Source organism: Formosa sp. A9, assembly GCF_051200825.1.
Lineage (GTDB): Bacteria > Bacteroidota > Bacteroidia > Flavobacteriales > Flavobacteriaceae > Formosa.
In genome coordinates, this window is record NZ_CP195158.1 from 1,926,840 (window position 1) to 1,943,675 (window position 16,836).

Annotated in this window: 18 protein-coding genes; 11 read left to right on the top strand and 7 right to left on the bottom strand. The window is 34.2% G+C overall.

Annotation, left to right across the window (positions count from 1 at the left end; translation table 11 throughout):
* Positions 1–13: 13 nt before the first annotated feature.
* Positions 14–1,465, top strand: coding sequence for a TonB-dependent receptor (locus ACR9EA_RS08785; RefSeq protein WP_435139756.1), 1,452 nt, complete (start codon positions 14–16; stop codon positions 1,463–1,465).
* A gap of 156 nt (positions 1,466–1,621) precedes the next feature.
* On the opposite strand, the gene bcp is transcribed toward ACR9EA_RS08785, so the two are convergent.
* Entirely contained in the window at positions 1,622–2,077 is a 456-nt protein-coding gene (bcp, locus tag ACR9EA_RS08790) for a thioredoxin-dependent thiol peroxidase (RefSeq protein ID WP_435139758.1), read from the bottom strand.
* A 29-nt stretch (positions 2,078–2,106) separates the two neighbouring features.
* Between bcp and ACR9EA_RS08795 the strand changes: the two genes are divergently transcribed.
* Positions 2,107–2,766, top strand: a complete 660-nt coding sequence (locus tag ACR9EA_RS08795) for an endonuclease III domain-containing protein (protein ID WP_435139760.1) — start codon at positions 2,107–2,109, stop codon at positions 2,764–2,766.
* Positions 2,767–2,789: 23 nt separating this feature from the next.
* Here ACR9EA_RS08795 and ACR9EA_RS08800 read toward each other — a convergent pair whose 3' ends face one another.
* Together ACR9EA_RS08800 and ACR9EA_RS08805 are read right to left on the bottom strand one after the other, a co-directional pair.
* The gene (locus tag ACR9EA_RS08800; RefSeq protein WP_435139762.1) at positions 2,790–2,933 is read right to left on the bottom strand and encodes a hypothetical protein; all 144 of its coding nucleotides are present in this window, start codon (positions 2,931–2,933) and stop codon (positions 2,790–2,792) included.
* A 54-nt stretch (positions 2,934–2,987) separates the two neighbouring features.
* Positions 2,988–3,572 (bottom strand): RNA polymerase sigma factor, encoded by a 585-nt coding sequence (locus ACR9EA_RS08805; RefSeq protein ID WP_435139764.1) that lies wholly within the window; start codon positions 3,570–3,572, stop codon positions 2,988–2,990.
* A 243-nt stretch (positions 3,573–3,815) separates the two neighbouring features.
* Between ACR9EA_RS08805 and uvrA the strand changes: the two genes are divergently transcribed.
* Positions 3,816–6,599 carry an excinuclease ABC subunit UvrA gene (gene uvrA, locus ACR9EA_RS08810; protein ID WP_435139766.1) on the top strand — a complete coding sequence of 928 codons (2,784 nt, stop codon included), beginning with the start codon at positions 3,816–3,818 and terminating at the stop codon, positions 6,597–6,599.
* Between the two features lie 77 nt (positions 6,600–6,676).
* Here uvrA and ACR9EA_RS08815 read toward each other — a convergent pair whose 3' ends face one another.
* Positions 6,677–7,669: a DUF3667 domain-containing protein gene (locus ACR9EA_RS08815; protein WP_435139768.1), complete on the bottom strand. Its 993-nt coding sequence runs from the start codon at positions 7,667–7,669 to the stop codon at positions 6,677–6,679.
* An 85-nt stretch (positions 7,670–7,754) separates the two neighbouring features.
* On the opposite strand from ACR9EA_RS08815, the gene ACR9EA_RS08820 reads away from it, so the two are divergent.
* The 8 genes from ACR9EA_RS08820 (at position 7,755) to ACR9EA_RS08855 (ending at position 14,136) form a co-directional block, all read left to right on the top strand.
* Entirely contained in the window at positions 7,755–8,333 is a 579-nt protein-coding gene (locus tag ACR9EA_RS08820) for an NUDIX domain-containing protein (protein ID WP_435139770.1), read from the top strand.
* A 173-nt stretch (positions 8,334–8,506) separates the two neighbouring features.
* Entirely contained in the window at positions 8,507–9,271 is a 765-nt protein-coding gene (locus ACR9EA_RS08825; protein WP_435139772.1) for a ParA family protein, read from the top strand.
* An 8-nt stretch (positions 9,272–9,279) separates the two neighbouring features.
* Positions 9,280–10,194 carry a ParB/RepB/Spo0J family partition protein gene (locus tag ACR9EA_RS08830; RefSeq protein WP_435139774.1) on the top strand — a complete coding sequence of 305 codons (915 nt, stop codon included), beginning with the start codon at positions 9,280–9,282 and terminating at the stop codon, positions 10,192–10,194.
* A complete protein-coding gene (locus tag ACR9EA_RS08835; protein WP_435139776.1) occupies positions 10,184–10,795 on the top strand; it encodes a DUF5683 domain-containing protein in 612 nt (203 codons plus the stop codon). Before ACR9EA_RS08830 ends, ACR9EA_RS08835 begins: the two co-directional genes overlap by 11 nt.
* Positions 10,796–10,806: 11 nt before the next feature.
* On the top strand, positions 10,807–11,514 hold the full coding sequence (gene dapB, locus ACR9EA_RS08840; protein ID WP_435139778.1) for a 4-hydroxy-tetrahydrodipicolinate reductase: 708 nt from the start codon (positions 10,807–10,809) through the stop codon (positions 11,512–11,514).
* Positions 11,515–11,608: 94 nt separating this feature from the next.
* Complete coding sequence (lepB, locus tag ACR9EA_RS08845; protein ID WP_435139780.1) at positions 11,609–13,189, top strand: signal peptidase I; 1,581 nt, start codon at positions 11,609–11,611, stop codon at positions 13,187–13,189.
* A gap of 18 nt (positions 13,190–13,207) precedes the next feature.
* Positions 13,208–13,828, top strand: coding sequence for a WbqC family protein (locus ACR9EA_RS08850; RefSeq protein ID WP_435139782.1), 621 nt, complete (start codon positions 13,208–13,210; stop codon positions 13,826–13,828).
* Positions 13,828–14,136 (top strand): DUF6122 family protein, encoded by a 309-nt coding sequence (locus tag ACR9EA_RS08855; protein ID WP_435139784.1) that lies wholly within the window; start codon positions 13,828–13,830, stop codon positions 14,134–14,136. The genes ACR9EA_RS08850 and ACR9EA_RS08855 overlap by 1 nt, the downstream gene beginning before the upstream one ends.
* Here ACR9EA_RS08855 and ACR9EA_RS08860 read toward each other — a convergent pair.
* From ACR9EA_RS08860 to ACR9EA_RS08870, 3 genes are read right to left on the bottom strand one after another with little or no spacing between them, the layout of a single operon-like run.
* Positions 14,128–15,153 carry an endonuclease/exonuclease/phosphatase family protein gene (locus tag ACR9EA_RS08860; protein WP_435139786.1) on the bottom strand — a complete coding sequence of 342 codons (1,026 nt, stop codon included), beginning with the start codon at positions 15,151–15,153 and terminating at the stop codon, positions 14,128–14,130. The two genes, ACR9EA_RS08855 and ACR9EA_RS08860, sit on opposite strands and share 9 nt — an antisense overlap.
* A gap of 1 nt (position 15,154) precedes the next feature.
* Positions 15,155–16,033, bottom strand: coding sequence for a rhomboid family intramembrane serine protease (locus ACR9EA_RS08865; RefSeq protein ID WP_435139788.1), 879 nt, complete (start codon positions 16,031–16,033; stop codon positions 15,155–15,157).
* A gap of 3 nt (positions 16,034–16,036) precedes the next feature.
* Positions 16,037–16,822, bottom strand: a complete 786-nt coding sequence (locus ACR9EA_RS08870) for a rhomboid family intramembrane serine protease (RefSeq protein WP_435139790.1) — start codon at positions 16,820–16,822, stop codon at positions 16,037–16,039.
* Between the last annotated feature and the right edge of the window lie 14 nt (positions 16,823–16,836).

A 16,836-nucleotide genomic window follows, 5' to 3' on the forward strand; every position in this document is an offset into this window, starting at 1 on the left:
TCTACATTTTAAGATGGAAATCACCCTCAAAGGAGATAAAAAATTTGAAGATATTCCTTCGTTAAAAACGAAAGCACTTCGAATTAACTTAAATGAAAACATTTACGGAACGTTTGCAGAGATAGGTGCAGGACAGGAAACGGTACGTCAATTTTTTAGAGCTGGTGGTGCTTCAGGAACCATTGCTAAAGCCATGTCGGCTTACGACAAAGATTTTAGTGATGCCATTTATGGTTCTGAAGCAGATGGGCGTTATGTAACAGAAGCCCGATTATTAAAAATGCTTGATCACGAAATTCGACTGATTGAAGAACGAATTACAAGAGACAAGCACCCTAATAAAATGTTTTTTTCGTTTGCCAACACGGTAACAACTATAGATTTCGCCAAACAATATAAAGGCCATGGTTGGGTAGGTATTCGCTACCAAGTAGAGCCAGACCAAGAGTACAACGAAATTACGCTTCATCTTAGATTTAAAGAAAACGATGCCCGTTTACAACAAGAAACCCTTGGTGTTTTAGGTACTAACTTAATTTACGGCGCATTTTATAAATACAACGAACCAAAAAAGTTACTGCGTTATTTATACGATCATTTACATAAAGACCAATTAGAGATTGATACCATTAATTTTTCGGGACCTATTTTTAAGGATGTAGATAACCGTTTAATGAGTTTGCAATTGGTTAAAAACGGCATGACCGATGCGGTGATGTTCGATCCGGATGGTAATAACGTACTGCCTGCTAGAATTTTATACAAAAAGAATATTTTGGCCTTACGCGGTAGTTTTAGACCGGTAACTAAAGTAAATATGGACATGTACCAAAAATCTTTGGACATGTTTATTAAAGAAAATAAAGTAGACAAAGATAATACTAAAGTAATTTTTGAAATTACCTTGTCTAACTTAAGAGCAGAAGGAGAAATAGACGAACAAGACTTTATGGATCGTGCCCGTCTGCTATGTTCGCTAGGCCAAACTGTTTTAATTTCTAATTTCCAAGAATACTATAAGTTAGTTGAATATTTCTCTCAATATTCTAAAAACCGCATGGGATTAGCCATGGGAGTAAATAACCTTGTAGATATTTTTGACGAAAAATACTACCGCCATTTAAGTGGAGGTATCTTAGAAGCTTTCGGTAAACTATTCTTTAAAGATTTACGTGTTTATCTGTACCCAATGTTAGATGAAAACGGTAATCTAATGAATAGTGAGAACCTAAAAGTTCATCCGCGTATGAAAGAATTATACAAATTCTTTAAATACAACGGTAAAGTAGTTGATATTTCGGATTACGATCCTAACATTTTATCGGTATTCTCTAGAGAAGTTCTTAGAAAAATTGCCAATAACGAAGACGGTTGGGAAACGATGTTGCCAGAAGGTATTGCTAAATTAATCAAGCAAAAATGTTTATTTGGCTGTTTAACCGAAGCGCCTTTAAACAATAAATAAATACAAAAAGGTTGTCTAAACTTTAGTTAATTGTCATTTCTAACAGAATCAAGAAATTGTTTATTTTTCAAAATTAAAACGACTAGATTCTGAACTAAATTGAAAATGACATCTTTTCTAATGGTTTAGACAACCTTTTATAAGCTCACTACTTACTTAATCGTTTAAGATCTGACTCGTGTGTGCTTTGGTTTTTACTTTACTTATAATATCTTCAATAACACCAGATTCGTCTATTACAAAAGTTGTACGGTGTATGCCATCGTATTCTCTGCCCATAAATTTTTTAGGCCCCCAAACACCAAAGGCTTCAATTACTTCTTTATCTTCATCTGCTAATAGCGGAAACGGAAATTCATTTTTTGTCTTAAAATTAGTCTGTCTGCGTGCACTATCGGCACTAACACCTAAAATGTCGTAGTTTAAAGCCTTAAAACGTTCAAAATTATCTCTTAAATTACAGGCTTCAACAGTGCAACCTGGTGTACTGGCTTTAGGATAAAAAAACAATACTAATTTCTTTCCTTTATAATCGCTTAACGAAATAGTATTTCCATCTTGATCTTTAGCTGAAAAATTTGGAGCCTTATCCCCTATTTTTAAAGTCGTCATATTTATTAAATTTGTTCAAAAATACAATAATGACCAAACAAGAAAAAGTAGACTTTGTTATAAATACCTTAAAAGCACTTTATCCAGAAGTTCCAGTGCCTTTAGACCATAAAGATCCTTATACACTATTAATAGCCGTGTTAATGTCTGCCCAAAGTACAGATGTACGTGTTAACCAAATTACACCTTTGCTGTTTGAAAAAGCCGATAATCCCTACGATATGGTAAAACTAACGGTAGACGAAATCCGGGATATAATAAGACCTGTAGGTTTATCTCCAATGAAAAGCAAAGGCATACATGGTTTATCCCAAATTTTAATTGACAAATATGATGGTGAAGTACCCCAAACTTACGAGGCTTTAGAAGCTTTACCCGCAGTGGGCCATAAAACGGCTGCAGTAGTTTTGTCTCAGGCTTTTGGCATACCGGCATTTCCTGTAGATACGCATATACAACGCTTGATGTATAGATGGAATTTAAGCAACGGAAAAAGTGTGGTGCAGACCGAAAAAGATGCTAAGCGTTTATTTCCTGAAGCATTATGGAACGATTTGCATTTGCAAATTATTTGGTATGGCAGACAATATTCACCAGCACGAGGCTGGGATTTAGATAAAGATATTATTACCAAAACCATTGGTAGAAAGTCGGAAATTGACAAATATTATAAAAACAAAAAATCCTGATCTTTCGATCAGGATATGCTGTGTTAGTTTAAAATTAATTTAACGCCTTCTTGCGCCTTACAATGTACAATGCGTAAAGCTTTTGAGTAATCTAACAGAAATTTAATGGTATCTGCTTTAGGGTTTAAATCAATTTCATTTGATGTCTTAGAGTAAAGTTTGGCCATTTATAATGATTTAAGATTCATAACATTATAACGGCCTTAATTTGCATTTATTGTTTAATTGGTTAAAACAATATTATGTTTTTCTATTATTTTACGCATGTTAATTAAAGCATACCGCATTCTCCCTAGCGCGGTATTAATACTAACACCAGTTTTATCGGAAATTTCTTTAAAACTCATATCGTTATACATACGCATTAAAATCACTTCTTTCTGGTCTTCAGGTAACTCTTCTATCAATTTTCTTACATCATCTTCAACCTGACTTTTAATAATTTGTTTCTCGGCATTTAAAGACGAATCGCTTAAAATAGAAAAAATACTAAACTCACCAGAATTATCGAATTTAGGCATGCGATTGTTTTTTCTAAAGTGATCGATAACCAAGTTATGGGAGATACGCATTACCCAAGGTATAAATTTACCTTCTTCGTTATAATTTCCTTGCTTTAAGGTATTAATAACCTTAATGAAAGTGTCTTGAAATATATCTTCGGCAACATCTTTATCGTATACCTTCGAATAAATAAAACTATAAATTTTATGCTTATGCCTTATAATTAAGGTTTCTAAAGCATTTTCATTTCCTTTAATATAATTGCTTACTAGTACAGCGTCTGAGATAAGTTCGTTTTGCATAATCATTACTTTTAAGACATAGAAGGCTTACCTTCTTAAATGGGGTTAACATGTTTTAAAAGTAATGTTGCTTTATAGGCGGCTGATTTTTATTATTAAGTATCTAGGTTTCAAATATAACAAGATTATAATACAATACACAAAATTTTTTTTGTATTTTTTTTAACACTTTCATGGATAATAATCTATTTTTTATGCTGAAATACTTATGCTATCTTTGAAAATTATTCGCTATAATACATTATGAGCATTACAATTTCCGAAGTAAACCCTAAAGAAAACATCATTATTAAAGGTGCAAAACTGCACAATCTAAAAAATATTGATGTCGTTATTCCCAGAAATAAACTGGTTGTAATAACAGGACTTTCCGGTTCTGGTAAATCCAGTCTAGCTTTCGATACACTTTATGCTGAAGGACAACGCCGTTATGTTGAAAGCTTATCGAGTTATGCCCGACAATTTTTAGGACGCCTTAATAAACCAAAGGTCGATTACATAAAAGGTATTGCTCCTGCCATAGCTATAGAGCAAAAAGTTAACTCTACCAATCCGCGGTCTACCGTAGGGACAACTACAGAAATATACGACTATTTAAAATTGCTTTTTGCCCGTATTGGTCGCACCTACTCGCCTATTTCTGGCAACGAGGTAAAAAAAGATACCGTTACCGATGTTATAAACTATATAAAAACCTTTAACGATGGCGACAAATTATTACTCCTTGCTCCTATCGTGCTAGAAGAAGGCCGAAGTATTGCAGATAAATTGAATGCATTAAAACAGCAAGGTTATGCGCGTATAAAGGTGAATAATGAGGTAAAGCGTATTGAAGATGTTGATGATTTGGCAAATCCAAATGAATTAGCCTTGGTAGTAGACCGTATTGTATACAGAGATAACGACGATTTTTTTAACCGCTTAGCCGATGCTGTACAAACTGCTTTTTTTGAAGGTAAAGGCACTTGTAGCATACAAACGTTAACCGACAATGCGGTTAGGGAATTCAGTAATCAATTTGAGTTAGATGGCATATCGTTTTTAGAACCCAATGTGCATCTTTTTAGTTTCAATAATCCTTATGGCGCTTGCCCTAAATGCGAAGGTTACGGCGATATTGTTGGTATAGACGACGATTTAGTAATCCCCAATACAGCGCTTTCAATTTTCGAAAATGCCATCTTTCCATGGCGCGGCGAAAGCATGAGCTGGTATCGCGATCAATTGGTGAATAATTCACATAAATTCGATTTCCCAATCCATAAGCCTTATTTTCAATTAACAGACGCCCAAAAACAACTTATTTGGGATGGGAATCAGTATTTTGAGGGATTATCGAGTTTTTTCGCCGAACTTGAAGCTAAAGCCTACAAAATTCAGAATCGAGTAATGTTGTCGCGTTACCGCGGAAAAACAAAATGTAAAGCCTGTAACGGCAAACGGTTAAGACCAGAAGCCAATTACGTACAAGTAGACGGTAAAACCATTACCGATTTAGTAGAATTACCCTTAGACAAATTAGCCGATTTCTTCAAAACCATTTCTTTAACAGAACACGATACTAAAATTGCAAACCGCTTACTTAAAGAAATTAACAACCGCTTAGAATTTTTATCGAATGTCGGATTAAATTATTTAACTCTAAACAGACGTTCTAACACCCTTTCTGGAGGAGAAAGTCAGCGTATTAATTTAGCAACCTCTTTAGGAAGTAGTTTAGTAGGCTCGATGTATATTTTAGACGAACCTAGTATTGGTTTACACCCAAAAGACACCGAACGCTTAATAGGAGTCTTAAAGGCTTTACGCAACCTGGGTAATACTGTAATTGTGGTTGAACACGACGAAGATATTATGCAGGCAGCCGACGAAATAATCGATATTGGCCCGGAAGCTGGCACCTTTGGTGGCGAAGTTGTAGCAACAGGTAGTTACGATAACATTTTACATTCGGAATCTTTAACAGCAAAATATTTAAACGGGAATTTAGAAATAGAGGTACCTAAAAAACGACTGACGTCTAAATACAGTATAGACATTGTTGGCGCCAGAGCCCACAACCTAAAAAATGTAGATGTTTCTTTCCCTTTAAATATGCTTACCGTAGTTACAGGAGTATCTGGTAGTGGTAAAAGTACGCTGGTAAAGAAAATTTTATATCCGGCCATTCAAAAAGAGTTAACCGGATTTGGAGATAAACCAGGACAATTTACCGAACTAAAAGGCAATTATAAATCGATTAAACATATAGAATACATCGATCAAAACCCTATCGGTCGTTCATCACGTTCTAATCCAGTGACTTATGTTAAGGCTTACGACGATATTAGAAATTTGTTTGCCAACCAAAAGCTGAGTAAAATTCGCGATTATAAGGCTAAACATTTTTCGTTTAATGTAGATGGCGGGCGTTGTGAAACCTGTAAAGGTGAAGGAGAAGTCACTATAGAAATGCAATTTATGGCCGATGTACATTTACAGTGTGAAACTTGTAATGGAAAACGCTTTAAAAAGGAAGTTTTAGAAGTTACTTTCGAAAATAAATCGATCGACGATGTATTAAACATGACTATAGACGATGCCATTTCGTTCTTTAGCAACTTCAATCAGAAAAAAATAAAGGATAAACTGCAACCCCTTCAAGATGTAGGTTTGGGCTATGTTACTTTAGGACAAAGTTCTTCAACATTGTCTGGCGGCGAAGCGCAACGCATTAAACTGGCAACGTTTTTAGGCAAAGGAACGACTAAGGAAAAAGCCTTGTTTATTTTCGATGAACCGACAACGGGGCTTCATTTTCACGACATCCAGAAACTATTAAAATCATTTAGAGCATTAATAGACAAAGGCCATTCTATAATAGTAGTAGAACACAATTTGGACCTGATAAAATGTGCCGATTATATTATAGATTTAGGTCCTGGTGGCGGCGAATATGGCGGCGAAATTGTGGCTAGTGGTACACCTGAAGCGATCGTAAAAAACAACAAGAGTGTTACAGGAAAGTATCTTGCAGATAAACTTTAAAAAACAGTAGTCGTTTGTGAATTAACATTTACGTTTTTAGAATTGATAAAAGCTGTGAATATGGTTCGTTATTTCTATCAATAAAACATAAAGGCCACTATTGCTAAAATAATCACTGCCACAGGTACTATTAAAATTAAAAATGCGCCAAACACTAAAACACTCTTAATAAAACCAGATATTTTTCCAGATTTATAAAAATTCAGTATAGCAAGATATAAATACACAAAGGCAGAAAGCAAAATAAAACTTCGTGTTATTGCTGGTAAATGCACCGCAAAATTAACGAGTGTTAGCAATGTAAATATTACAAAAATAAATGCGAAATAATAAAGACTGAATACCAAGTGGTAAGCAAAATTTCCTTTTCTAAAAAAAGCAAGTTTTAAAAATAAAGCAAAAATAGGTAGTAGTATAAATAGCGAAATGGGCACATAATTATAAAATGTTTTAAGTAAAGGTTCGCCACTCTTGTATTTGTATAATTTAAACAATTGGTTGTAAAACTTTTCCTCGAATCTACTCGGGTGTTCCCCCATTCCCAAAGCCTTTAATATTTGCGTATCACTGGCTCCAGACTGCATTAGCGAATCGACTTTTTTATTGCTTAATTTAAAATTAGTAATGTCGTTACTATCGTTTTCATCAATAGAATCTACACCTTTGACTTCAAAATGGGAACTTCCTATATGTATAGAATCTTTAATTTTTTTAGAACTATTCTCTTCAATGACTCCACGTTTTATAGCTTGCTCTACCTCGGCTTCCTGCTTTTTAGCTTCAAAAGAATACAAAAAGAAAAACACCAAACTCGCAAATAAATAAAACTGGGCAGGATGCAGGTAAAACAAACGCTTACCATTAACGAATTGTTTGGGTAAAAAGCCAGGTTTTAACAACAAAGGCACAAAACTTCTAAACAAACGCCCATCTACCGAAAAGTAATTGTGGATTGTGTTTTTAAATATAAGACTTACCGTTAAATCTTCCCTTGTATTTTGGCCACAATTCGGGCAATATTTAAAGGTTTTATCGCATTCAAATTCACAATTATCACAGATTTTACTCATAAAATACCATTCAATTTTAAAGTGAAGATAAGTATCTTTTTAGAATATCAAATATTGATTACCTTCGTGAGGCTAAAAAAAGATTATGGAGTATAAAATTATTAAAGAAGATCTTGTTTACGACGATTATTTTCAAATAAAAAAAGCAACCATTTTACACGACACCTTTACAGGAGATCAACAAATTGAAGTGATAAGACAAAGTTTTGAGCGCGGAAATGCCATTGCCATTGTTTTGGTTGAAAAAGATACCGATACTGTACTTTTAATTAATCAATTTAGATATCCTACAACCACAGATTCCGATGGCGATGGCTGGTTATTAGAAATTGTTGCAGGAGCTTTAGAAGCTAATGAAAACCCTATAGAATGTGCAAAACGTGAAGTTAAAGAAGAGATTGGTTATCGCGTATCCGCTATGGAATCTATTGGCGAATATTTTGTGTCGCCTGGAGGCGCTTCAGAAAAAGTCCATGCCTTTTATGCCGAGGTAAATTCTGCCGATAAAATTTATGAAGGTGGCGGTTTAGACGACGAGCAAGAAGATATCCAATTGGTAAAATTACCTATTTCAGACATTAGAAACACCTTAAAATCCAATGCAATAAAAGACGCTAAAACGATTATTGCACTACAATGGATGCTTTTAAATAAAGACTTTTAAAAATAATCTTAACGTATTAAATACTAATTAAAAATACAACTTAAACAATTCTATTTCTATAGCTTACAAACCAGCTTACAGGTTTTAAGTTTTCTCTTTAGATTTGTTAACAAGTTACATTTTAAAAAGTCATAAATAGTTGTATTTTTACACCTAATAAAACCAAACTATTAATGGGTAAAATCATTGCAATTGCAAACCAAAAAGGAGGTGTAGGAAAAACAACAACTTCTGTTAATTTAGCAGCCTCTTTAGGCGTACTCGAAAAAAAAGTATTGCTTATAGATGCAGACCCACAGGCCAACGCGACTTCGGGTTTAGGTATAGATGTAGAATCTGTAGAACTTGGTACTTACCAATTATTAGAACATACAGCCAGTGCTAAAGAAGCCATTATACCAACCGACACCCCTAATTTAGACATTATTCCTGCACATATAGACTTGGTTGCCATTGAAATAGAATTGGTAGATAAAGACGATCGAGAATACATGTTAAAAGGTGCTTTATCGGAAATTAAAAACGATTACGACTATATTTTAATCGATTGTGCCCCTTCGCTAGGCCTGTTAACTTTAAATGCCTTAACTGCTGCCGATGCCGTAATTATTCCTATACAATGCGAATATTTTGCACTCGAAGGACTTGGCAAATTATTAAACACTGTTAAGAGTGTTCAAAAAATACACAATCCAGATTTAGATATTGAAGGCTTATTATTAACCATGTACGATTCGCGTTTACGCTTATCGAACCAAGTTGTAGAAGAAGTTCAAAAACATTTTAACGACATGGTTTTTAAAACAATTATACAACGAAATGTGCGTTTAAGTGAGGCACCAAGTTTTGGCGAAAGCATTATTAATTTTGATGCAAGCAGCCGTGGTGCCGTAAATTATTTAAGTTTAGCAAAAGAAATCATTACAAAAAACTCCTAAAAAAGACTATGGCGAAGGCAGTAAAGAAACAAGCATTAGGAAGAGGTTTATCTGCATTATTAAAAGATCCCAATAACGATATCAATTCTGTTCAAGATAAAAATGCCGATAAAGTTATTGGTAATATTGTTGAGTTAGAATTAAGTAGCATTGAAATGAACCCATTTCAGCCGCGTACAAATTTTAACGAAGAATCCTTACGCGAATTGGCCTCGTCTATAAAAGAATTAGGCGTTATACAACCTATTACTGTTAGAAAGTTAAATTTTGATAACTATCAATTAGTATCTGGAGAACGTCGTTTTAGAGCCTCGCAATCTATTGGTTTAAAAACCATACCTGCATACATACGTATTGCTAACGATCAAGAATCGTTAGAAATGGCTTTGGTAGAAAACATTCAACGCCAAGATTTAGATCCAATAGAAATTGCGCTATCATACCAAAGGTTAATTGACGAGATTAATTTAACGCAAGAACAAATGAGCGAGCGTGTAGGTAAAAAACGCTCTACAATTACCAATTATCTTAGGCTGTTAAAATTAGATCCTATCATCCAAACAGGAATGCGAGATGGTTTTATATCTATGGGGCACGGTCGCGCCATTATTAATATTGAAGACCAAAACATTCAATTAGATATTTACGAAAAAATATTAAAAAATAAACTATCGGTTAGAGATACCGAAACTTTGGTGCGCACCTACAACGAAACACAACAAGTTGAAGTGCCTAAAGCACAAGCAAAACAGGAAGAGGAAATGCCTAAGTTTGTAAAAAAAAGCATCAAAGATTTCTCCGATTATTTTGGTCATAAAATAGATATTAAAGTGTCTAAAAACGGAAAAGGAAAAATCACAATTCCATTTCATTCCGAAGAGGATTTCAATCGCATTAAAAAACTAGTACAGAGTGCAAAGTAAATGTATTATAGCTCTATTATTATCTCTTTTTTTCTGTTTACATAGCCTAGCACAAGAAACCGACAAAGAGCGTACTGAAACGACAGTAAAGTCTACAGACACGCTTAAAGTGGAACAAAGTACCGATAAAAAAGCCAAAATCGAATCGCAATATATCGATCCCTTAGCTCCTGCCCGAGCGGCATTCTACTCGGCTGTACTCCCTGGTTTAGGTCAGGCTTACAACAAAAAATATTGGAAAATCCCTATTGTTTATGCCGCATTAGGTACAGGTATCTATTTTTATATCGATAATAATAATGCCTACAATCGCTATCGCGATGCCTATAAAAGGCGATTAGCCGGTTTTGAAGACGACGAATTTTACGGTCGATTGTCTACCGATGGTCTAATTAACGCGCAAGAACAACTGCGCCGCAACAAAGAAATGTCGCTTTTAATTACCGTAGGTTTATATGCCTTACAAATTATAGATGCTAATGTAGATGCGCATTTAATGCAATTTAATATCGACGATAATCTTAGTTTAGCACCACATTACGAATACAACGAATTCGAAAACACTTCGAATCTCGGACTTACCTTTAATTTTAAATTTTAAATTTTAAACCAATGAAAATAGCCTTATTAGGATACGGAAAAATGGGTAAAACCATTGAAAAAATTGCCATAGATCGTGGCCACGATATAGTAATAAGAGCCAGTATAGAACAACCGGATTACGACATTACTAAAGCCGATATAGCCATAGATTTTAGTATTCCTGATGCCGCAGTTCATAATATCTCTAATTGTTTAAACAACAATGTTCCAGTAGTTTCTGGAACTACAGGTTGGTTACAAGACTACGATAAAATGACTAGTTTATGTGAAGAGAAACAAGGCGGATTTATTTATGCCTCGAACTTCAGTTTGGGAGTAAACATCTTTTTTGAGCTTAACCGCAATTTAGCCAAAATGATGAGCAATCTAGAACAATATAAAATTGGTATGGAAGAAATACACCATACACAAAAATTAGACGAGCCAAGCGGAACCGCAATATCGCTCGCTAACGATATTATTGCAGAGCATACAGCTTATCAAAATTGGGCCTTAAACACAGCTGATGCAAACACGGCAATACCAATTGTTGCTAAACGCATTCCTGAAGTTCCAGGCACACATACTGTAACTTATAAAAGCGATGTCGATACAATTACCATTGCACACGAAGCACACAACAGACAAGGTTTTGCTCTTGGTGCCGTAATTGCAGCAGAATGGTTATTGGGCAAAACAGGTGTTTTTAGCATGAAAGATGTGTTAAATATTGGTTAATACAAATAAAGGCTGTAACATTAAAACTTCTATTTATACTTACTTTTATAAATCGTTAATTTTGCTATACTAGCAATCTTCAATATTGTAAATTATGACTTTAACTCAGTGGTTCATCTTTTTTATAATCATCCAAATAGTTCACGGACTAGGAACATGGAAATTATATGTTAAGGCAGGCAGACAAGCATGGGAAGCATTTATTCCCGTATACAATGCTGTAGTTTTAATGAAAATTATTAACAGACCTTGGTGGTGGACTATTCTACTGTTTTTACCTATTGTTAATCTTATAATGTTCCCGGTTATTTGGGTAGAAACTGCTAGAAGTTTTGGAAAAAACAGCACTACAGATACACTTTTAGCCATTTTTAGCTTGGGCTTTTACAATTACTATTTAAATTATGTTGCAGATGTAACTTACGTTAAAGATCGTAGTTTAGAACCTAGAACAAGTTTAGGCGATTGGGTAAGTTCTATTTTATTTGCTATTGTAGCAGCAACCATTGTACACACTTATATTATACAACCTTTTACCATTCCTACATCGTCTTTAGAAAAGTCGTTACTTATTGGTGATTTTCTTTTTGTTAGTAAATTAAATTACGGGCCAAGAATTCCGATGACTACATTGGCTTTGCCTATGGTGCATGATTCCATTCCTAAAACAAAATTAAAATCGTATGTTGCCGATGATAATTTAAATACTAAAGATGCATCGTTAAAAAACAAAACCTTACTACCCTATTTACGATTACCTGGCTTTCAGGACATAAAACGTAACGATATTGTTGTATTTAACTGGCCGGTAGATACCGTTAAAGTATTCTTTAAAAATCCCGATAGAAATTACTGGAAACCTATAGATAAGCAATCTAATTATGTAAAACGCTGTGTGGGCTTACCAGGCGATTCTTTAGAAGTGCGTAACGGTTTCGTATATATTAATGGTAAACAAAATGTATTACCAGATCGCGCTAAGCTTCAGTTTAGTTATTTAGTACAACCAAAAACACATCAATTCAATCCTAAAGAATTAGCAGATCGTTATGGTATAACAGATCGTTTTGGAATTATTAACGATCAGAACACCTATATGTTTATGTCTATTACAGACGAAGCTGTAGCACAATTTAAAAACCATCCAAACGTAGCTAGTATAACTCCAATTAAAGAAGAAAAAGGTGTTAGAAATCCGGGTATTTTTCCTCACGATCCTAACTACAATTGGAATAACGACTTTTTTGGCCCATTATACATTCCTGAAGCTGGAAAAACCATCGACTTAAATGTTAATGTATTACCATTATACAAGCGCATAATTACCGAATACGAAGACAACGATTTACAAGTTAAAGGCAATCAAATTTATATTAATGGTAAACCGGCCAACTCGTATACCTTTAAGCAAAATTATTACTGGATGATGGGCGATAACAGACATAATTCTCAAGATGCTAGAGCTTGGGGATTTGTGCCTTTTGACCATGTTGTAGGAAAACCTGTTTTTATTTGGATGAGTTGGGACCAAAACGGAAAACCACGTTGGGATAGGTTCTTTACCACTGTTCATGGTTCTGGAAAACCGGTATCTTACCTTATTCCGGCTATTATTTTGGCCATAGGTTTATTTGGATTTAATGCTTGGAGAAAGCGTAAAAAAGCAAACGCTTAAAAACCCAAACCCTGTAGAATGAATATTGTTTTGCACCCCAGTTATTTTCCTAATGTAGCACACATGGCGGCCATAGCGCAAGCTGATACGGTATATTTTGAAACCGACGATAATTTTGCAAAACAAACCTACAGAACGCGGTCTTATGTGTATGCAGCTAATGGTAAATTGCTTTTAAATATTCCTGTAGTTTATACGCAAAAAAACCGTCAGAAATACCGCGATGTAAAAGTAGCTCATAACACGAATTGGCAAACTATACATTGGAAATCATTGCTGTCGGCTTACAAAACATCGCCTTTTTTTGAATATTACGAAGACGAATTACAACCGCTTTTTGAAATGAAAGTCGATTATATTTTAGACTTTAATTTAAAGTGTTTTGAAGTTATTAGTGATTGTATTCAATTAGAAAAGAATATAGAATACACCAAAACTTACCAACATGAAATAACTGATGCTACAGATTTAAGATTCTTAATAAATGCCAAGTCGGAAAACGAATTTAAAAATGAAGCTTACACCCAAGTGTTTGAAAATAAACACGGATTTTTAAACAATTTAAGTATTCTGGATGTGCTTTTTAACGAAGGCCCTAATACTTTGCATTATCTTGAAAATCAAAACTTAAACCTGTAATGCCTCAACCAATAGTTCATTATGGTATACATTTCTTATTGCCATTAGTAATAGCTGTTTTATGTTATAAAAAGCAATGGAAACATGCCTATTTTATAATGCTATGTGGCATGCTTATCGATTTAGATCATCTGTTGGCTACTCCTGTTTTCAGTGCAAATCGTTGTAGTATTAACTTTCATCCGTTACATAGTTATGTAGCCATTGCCATTTACATTCTCTTACTGTTACCCAAAAAAACAAGACTTATAGGCTTGGGTTTAGTAATACATATTATTGCCGATTCTGTAGATTGTGCATTAATGTAATGCTAGTTTGGCGATAATAGGATAATGATCGGAATAGAGCTCGTTTAAGGTGTTGAATCCGTTAACTGTAAAACGCTCATCAGCCAAAATAAAATCTATTCTAACAGGAAAAAATTTAAAATCGTAAGTTCTGCCAAATCCATGACCAGCTTCCTTAAAGGTATCTATCAAGTCGCCTTTTATATTTCTATACACATAAGAATAAGCGGTATTATTAAAATCACCCGTAATAATCATTTTATGCTTACAGGTATTTTTATGCTTTAAAAACATTTCGGTTTGGTACTGCTGTGTAGTAAAGGCACTGCCCACACTTTTAAACAAACGCTCGGAATCTTGTTGTTTTAAAGCTTCAACTTTTGTGTTAATACGCAACGACTGTAAGTGAATGTTATATACCCTAATGGTATCTTTATCTTTAACAATATCGGCAAAAATAGCATTGTTAGGTGTGTTAGGAAATGTTATAGAACCCGATTTTACGATTGGGTATTTAGAAAAAATAGCTTGTCCGAATTGTCTTTTATCGCCTGCTAACTCGACATATTGATGTCTATAAGCCGATAAATTCACTTTTTTTGTCCCTGGTCTATATTCTTGAAGACTCAAAATATCGGGGTCTTGTGTTTGTATTAAATTAGATATTTCGGTCTCTACATCTGTATCTTCAATCCATTCGTAAATGTTAAACAATCTTACGTTGTAACTCATTATAGACAGATTGTTTTCACTTTCGACATCTGTAGCAGACGACACCTTATAGAACGATCCCAAATAAAAGTAACCAATACCAACAATAACAATAGATAATAAAAATTGTCGTTTTAGTTTTAAAAGCCAATACAGCGCAAAAACCATATTAACCAGCATTAAAAAAGGAACGGCTAAACTTAAAACCGATAAAAATGCAAAGGCTTTGGGCGGCACAAACGGTAAAATATACGATAACAGTAATAATGTAGCTACTACCGAATTTATAAAAAATATAAACTTATCTATAACATTCAGTTTGGCCATGTTATTTCCCTGCTTTAAACAGAAGCTCTTTTTCTTCTTTCGTTAAACTATCGTAACCACTTTTACTAATCTTATCTAAAATAACATCTATACGTTTTTGCTTATTAAAACTATTAAATTCTTCTTGGGTATAACCAGCAACATGTTTCTTTTTATTACGATGCACTGTTTTTAAAGGCGATTTTTGTGTTTTACTAAACCAGCTTTTCACTTTGTTTAACATACTTTCAAAGCCTTTACCAATGTCTCTTCCTTTTTTGTATTCTATCACATAAAAATAACCTAATAAAGCTCCTCCAATATGCGCTAAATTCCCGCCTGCATTTGGACCAAAAAGTCCAATAACATCTAAAACAACGATGCCTGCAGCAACATACCATAATTTTATGTTGAACATAAAAAAACGCACTTGAGTATTGGGCATATAGGCACACATAAACACCAATAAAGCCCTTACAGCAGCCGAAGCCCCCACTAATCTGTTACCAGAAGTAAAAACATTGGGTAAAAGATTATATCCTAATAAAAATAAAACACCGCCTGCTATAGCTCCTAATAGATATACATTAATGGCTAATTGCTTACTAAATAAATTTAAAAACATCTGCCCTATAAAATACAACCACAACATATTGAATAACAAATGAATAAAATCGTAATGTACAAACGCATAGGTAATTATAGACCATGGTTTTTTTAGTAATTCGGAAAGCTGACTAGGCAGCTCAAACCAAGCCAAACTACTATGATAAGCTAATGAAGCACTTATAGCCTGAATAAGAAACCCAACAACAAAAACAACCAGATTAATAACAATAATCTTTTCTAAAACAGTTAACTGTTTTAGTTTTTGTTGTATATCTTGATTAAGCGTATTCATGTTTTAATCCCAACGGTTTTTATTAAATTGTGTTTTACGCCAATACCACATAATTAAAAAACCTGTTAAAGCACCTCCAATATGCGCTACATAAGCGGTGTTACTCGGACTAAAAAACGACTGACCAGTGATGGCAGAAATTAAATCTAAGGTTATAATACCAGGAATAAAATACTTGGCTTTTATAGGAATAGGTAAAAAGATGAGCATGAGTTTAGAGTCTGGATACAACATACCAAAAGCGACTAAAACCCCCATAATAGCTCCCGAAGCCCCTACCATGGTACCGTTAAATACACTAATAAACTTGCTTAAAGCATCGCCAGATAGTACTTTTTCCCAACGGGTATCGTACATAGCATAGCCAGATTTTAAAGTTTCTAAAGTTTCTGTAGTATCGAAACCTGCATCGGCTAAGGTATTCATTCCCGAATAAAACTGAAAATAATAGTAGCCCAACATCAACAAAGCAGCTCCAAGGCCCGATGACAAATAAAAGAATAAAAATTTTCTGCTACCAAATTGTTGCTCTACAGGTGTACCAAACATCCAAAGCGCCAACATATTAAACAGAATATGCATTATGCTAAAATGTTCCATGTTTAGGCTAGCTCCACCATGCATAAACATATGGGTGAAAATTTGCCACGGTTGGAAAGCTTCGTTTTTAGGAAAGTGTAAGGCAAACCAATCGTAAAACAAGGTGCCCCCACCAACTACCATAGTACCAATAAACACAATAACATTTATAATAATAAGGTGCTTAACTGTATCGGAAATTCTATTCATAAATTTTAAATTTC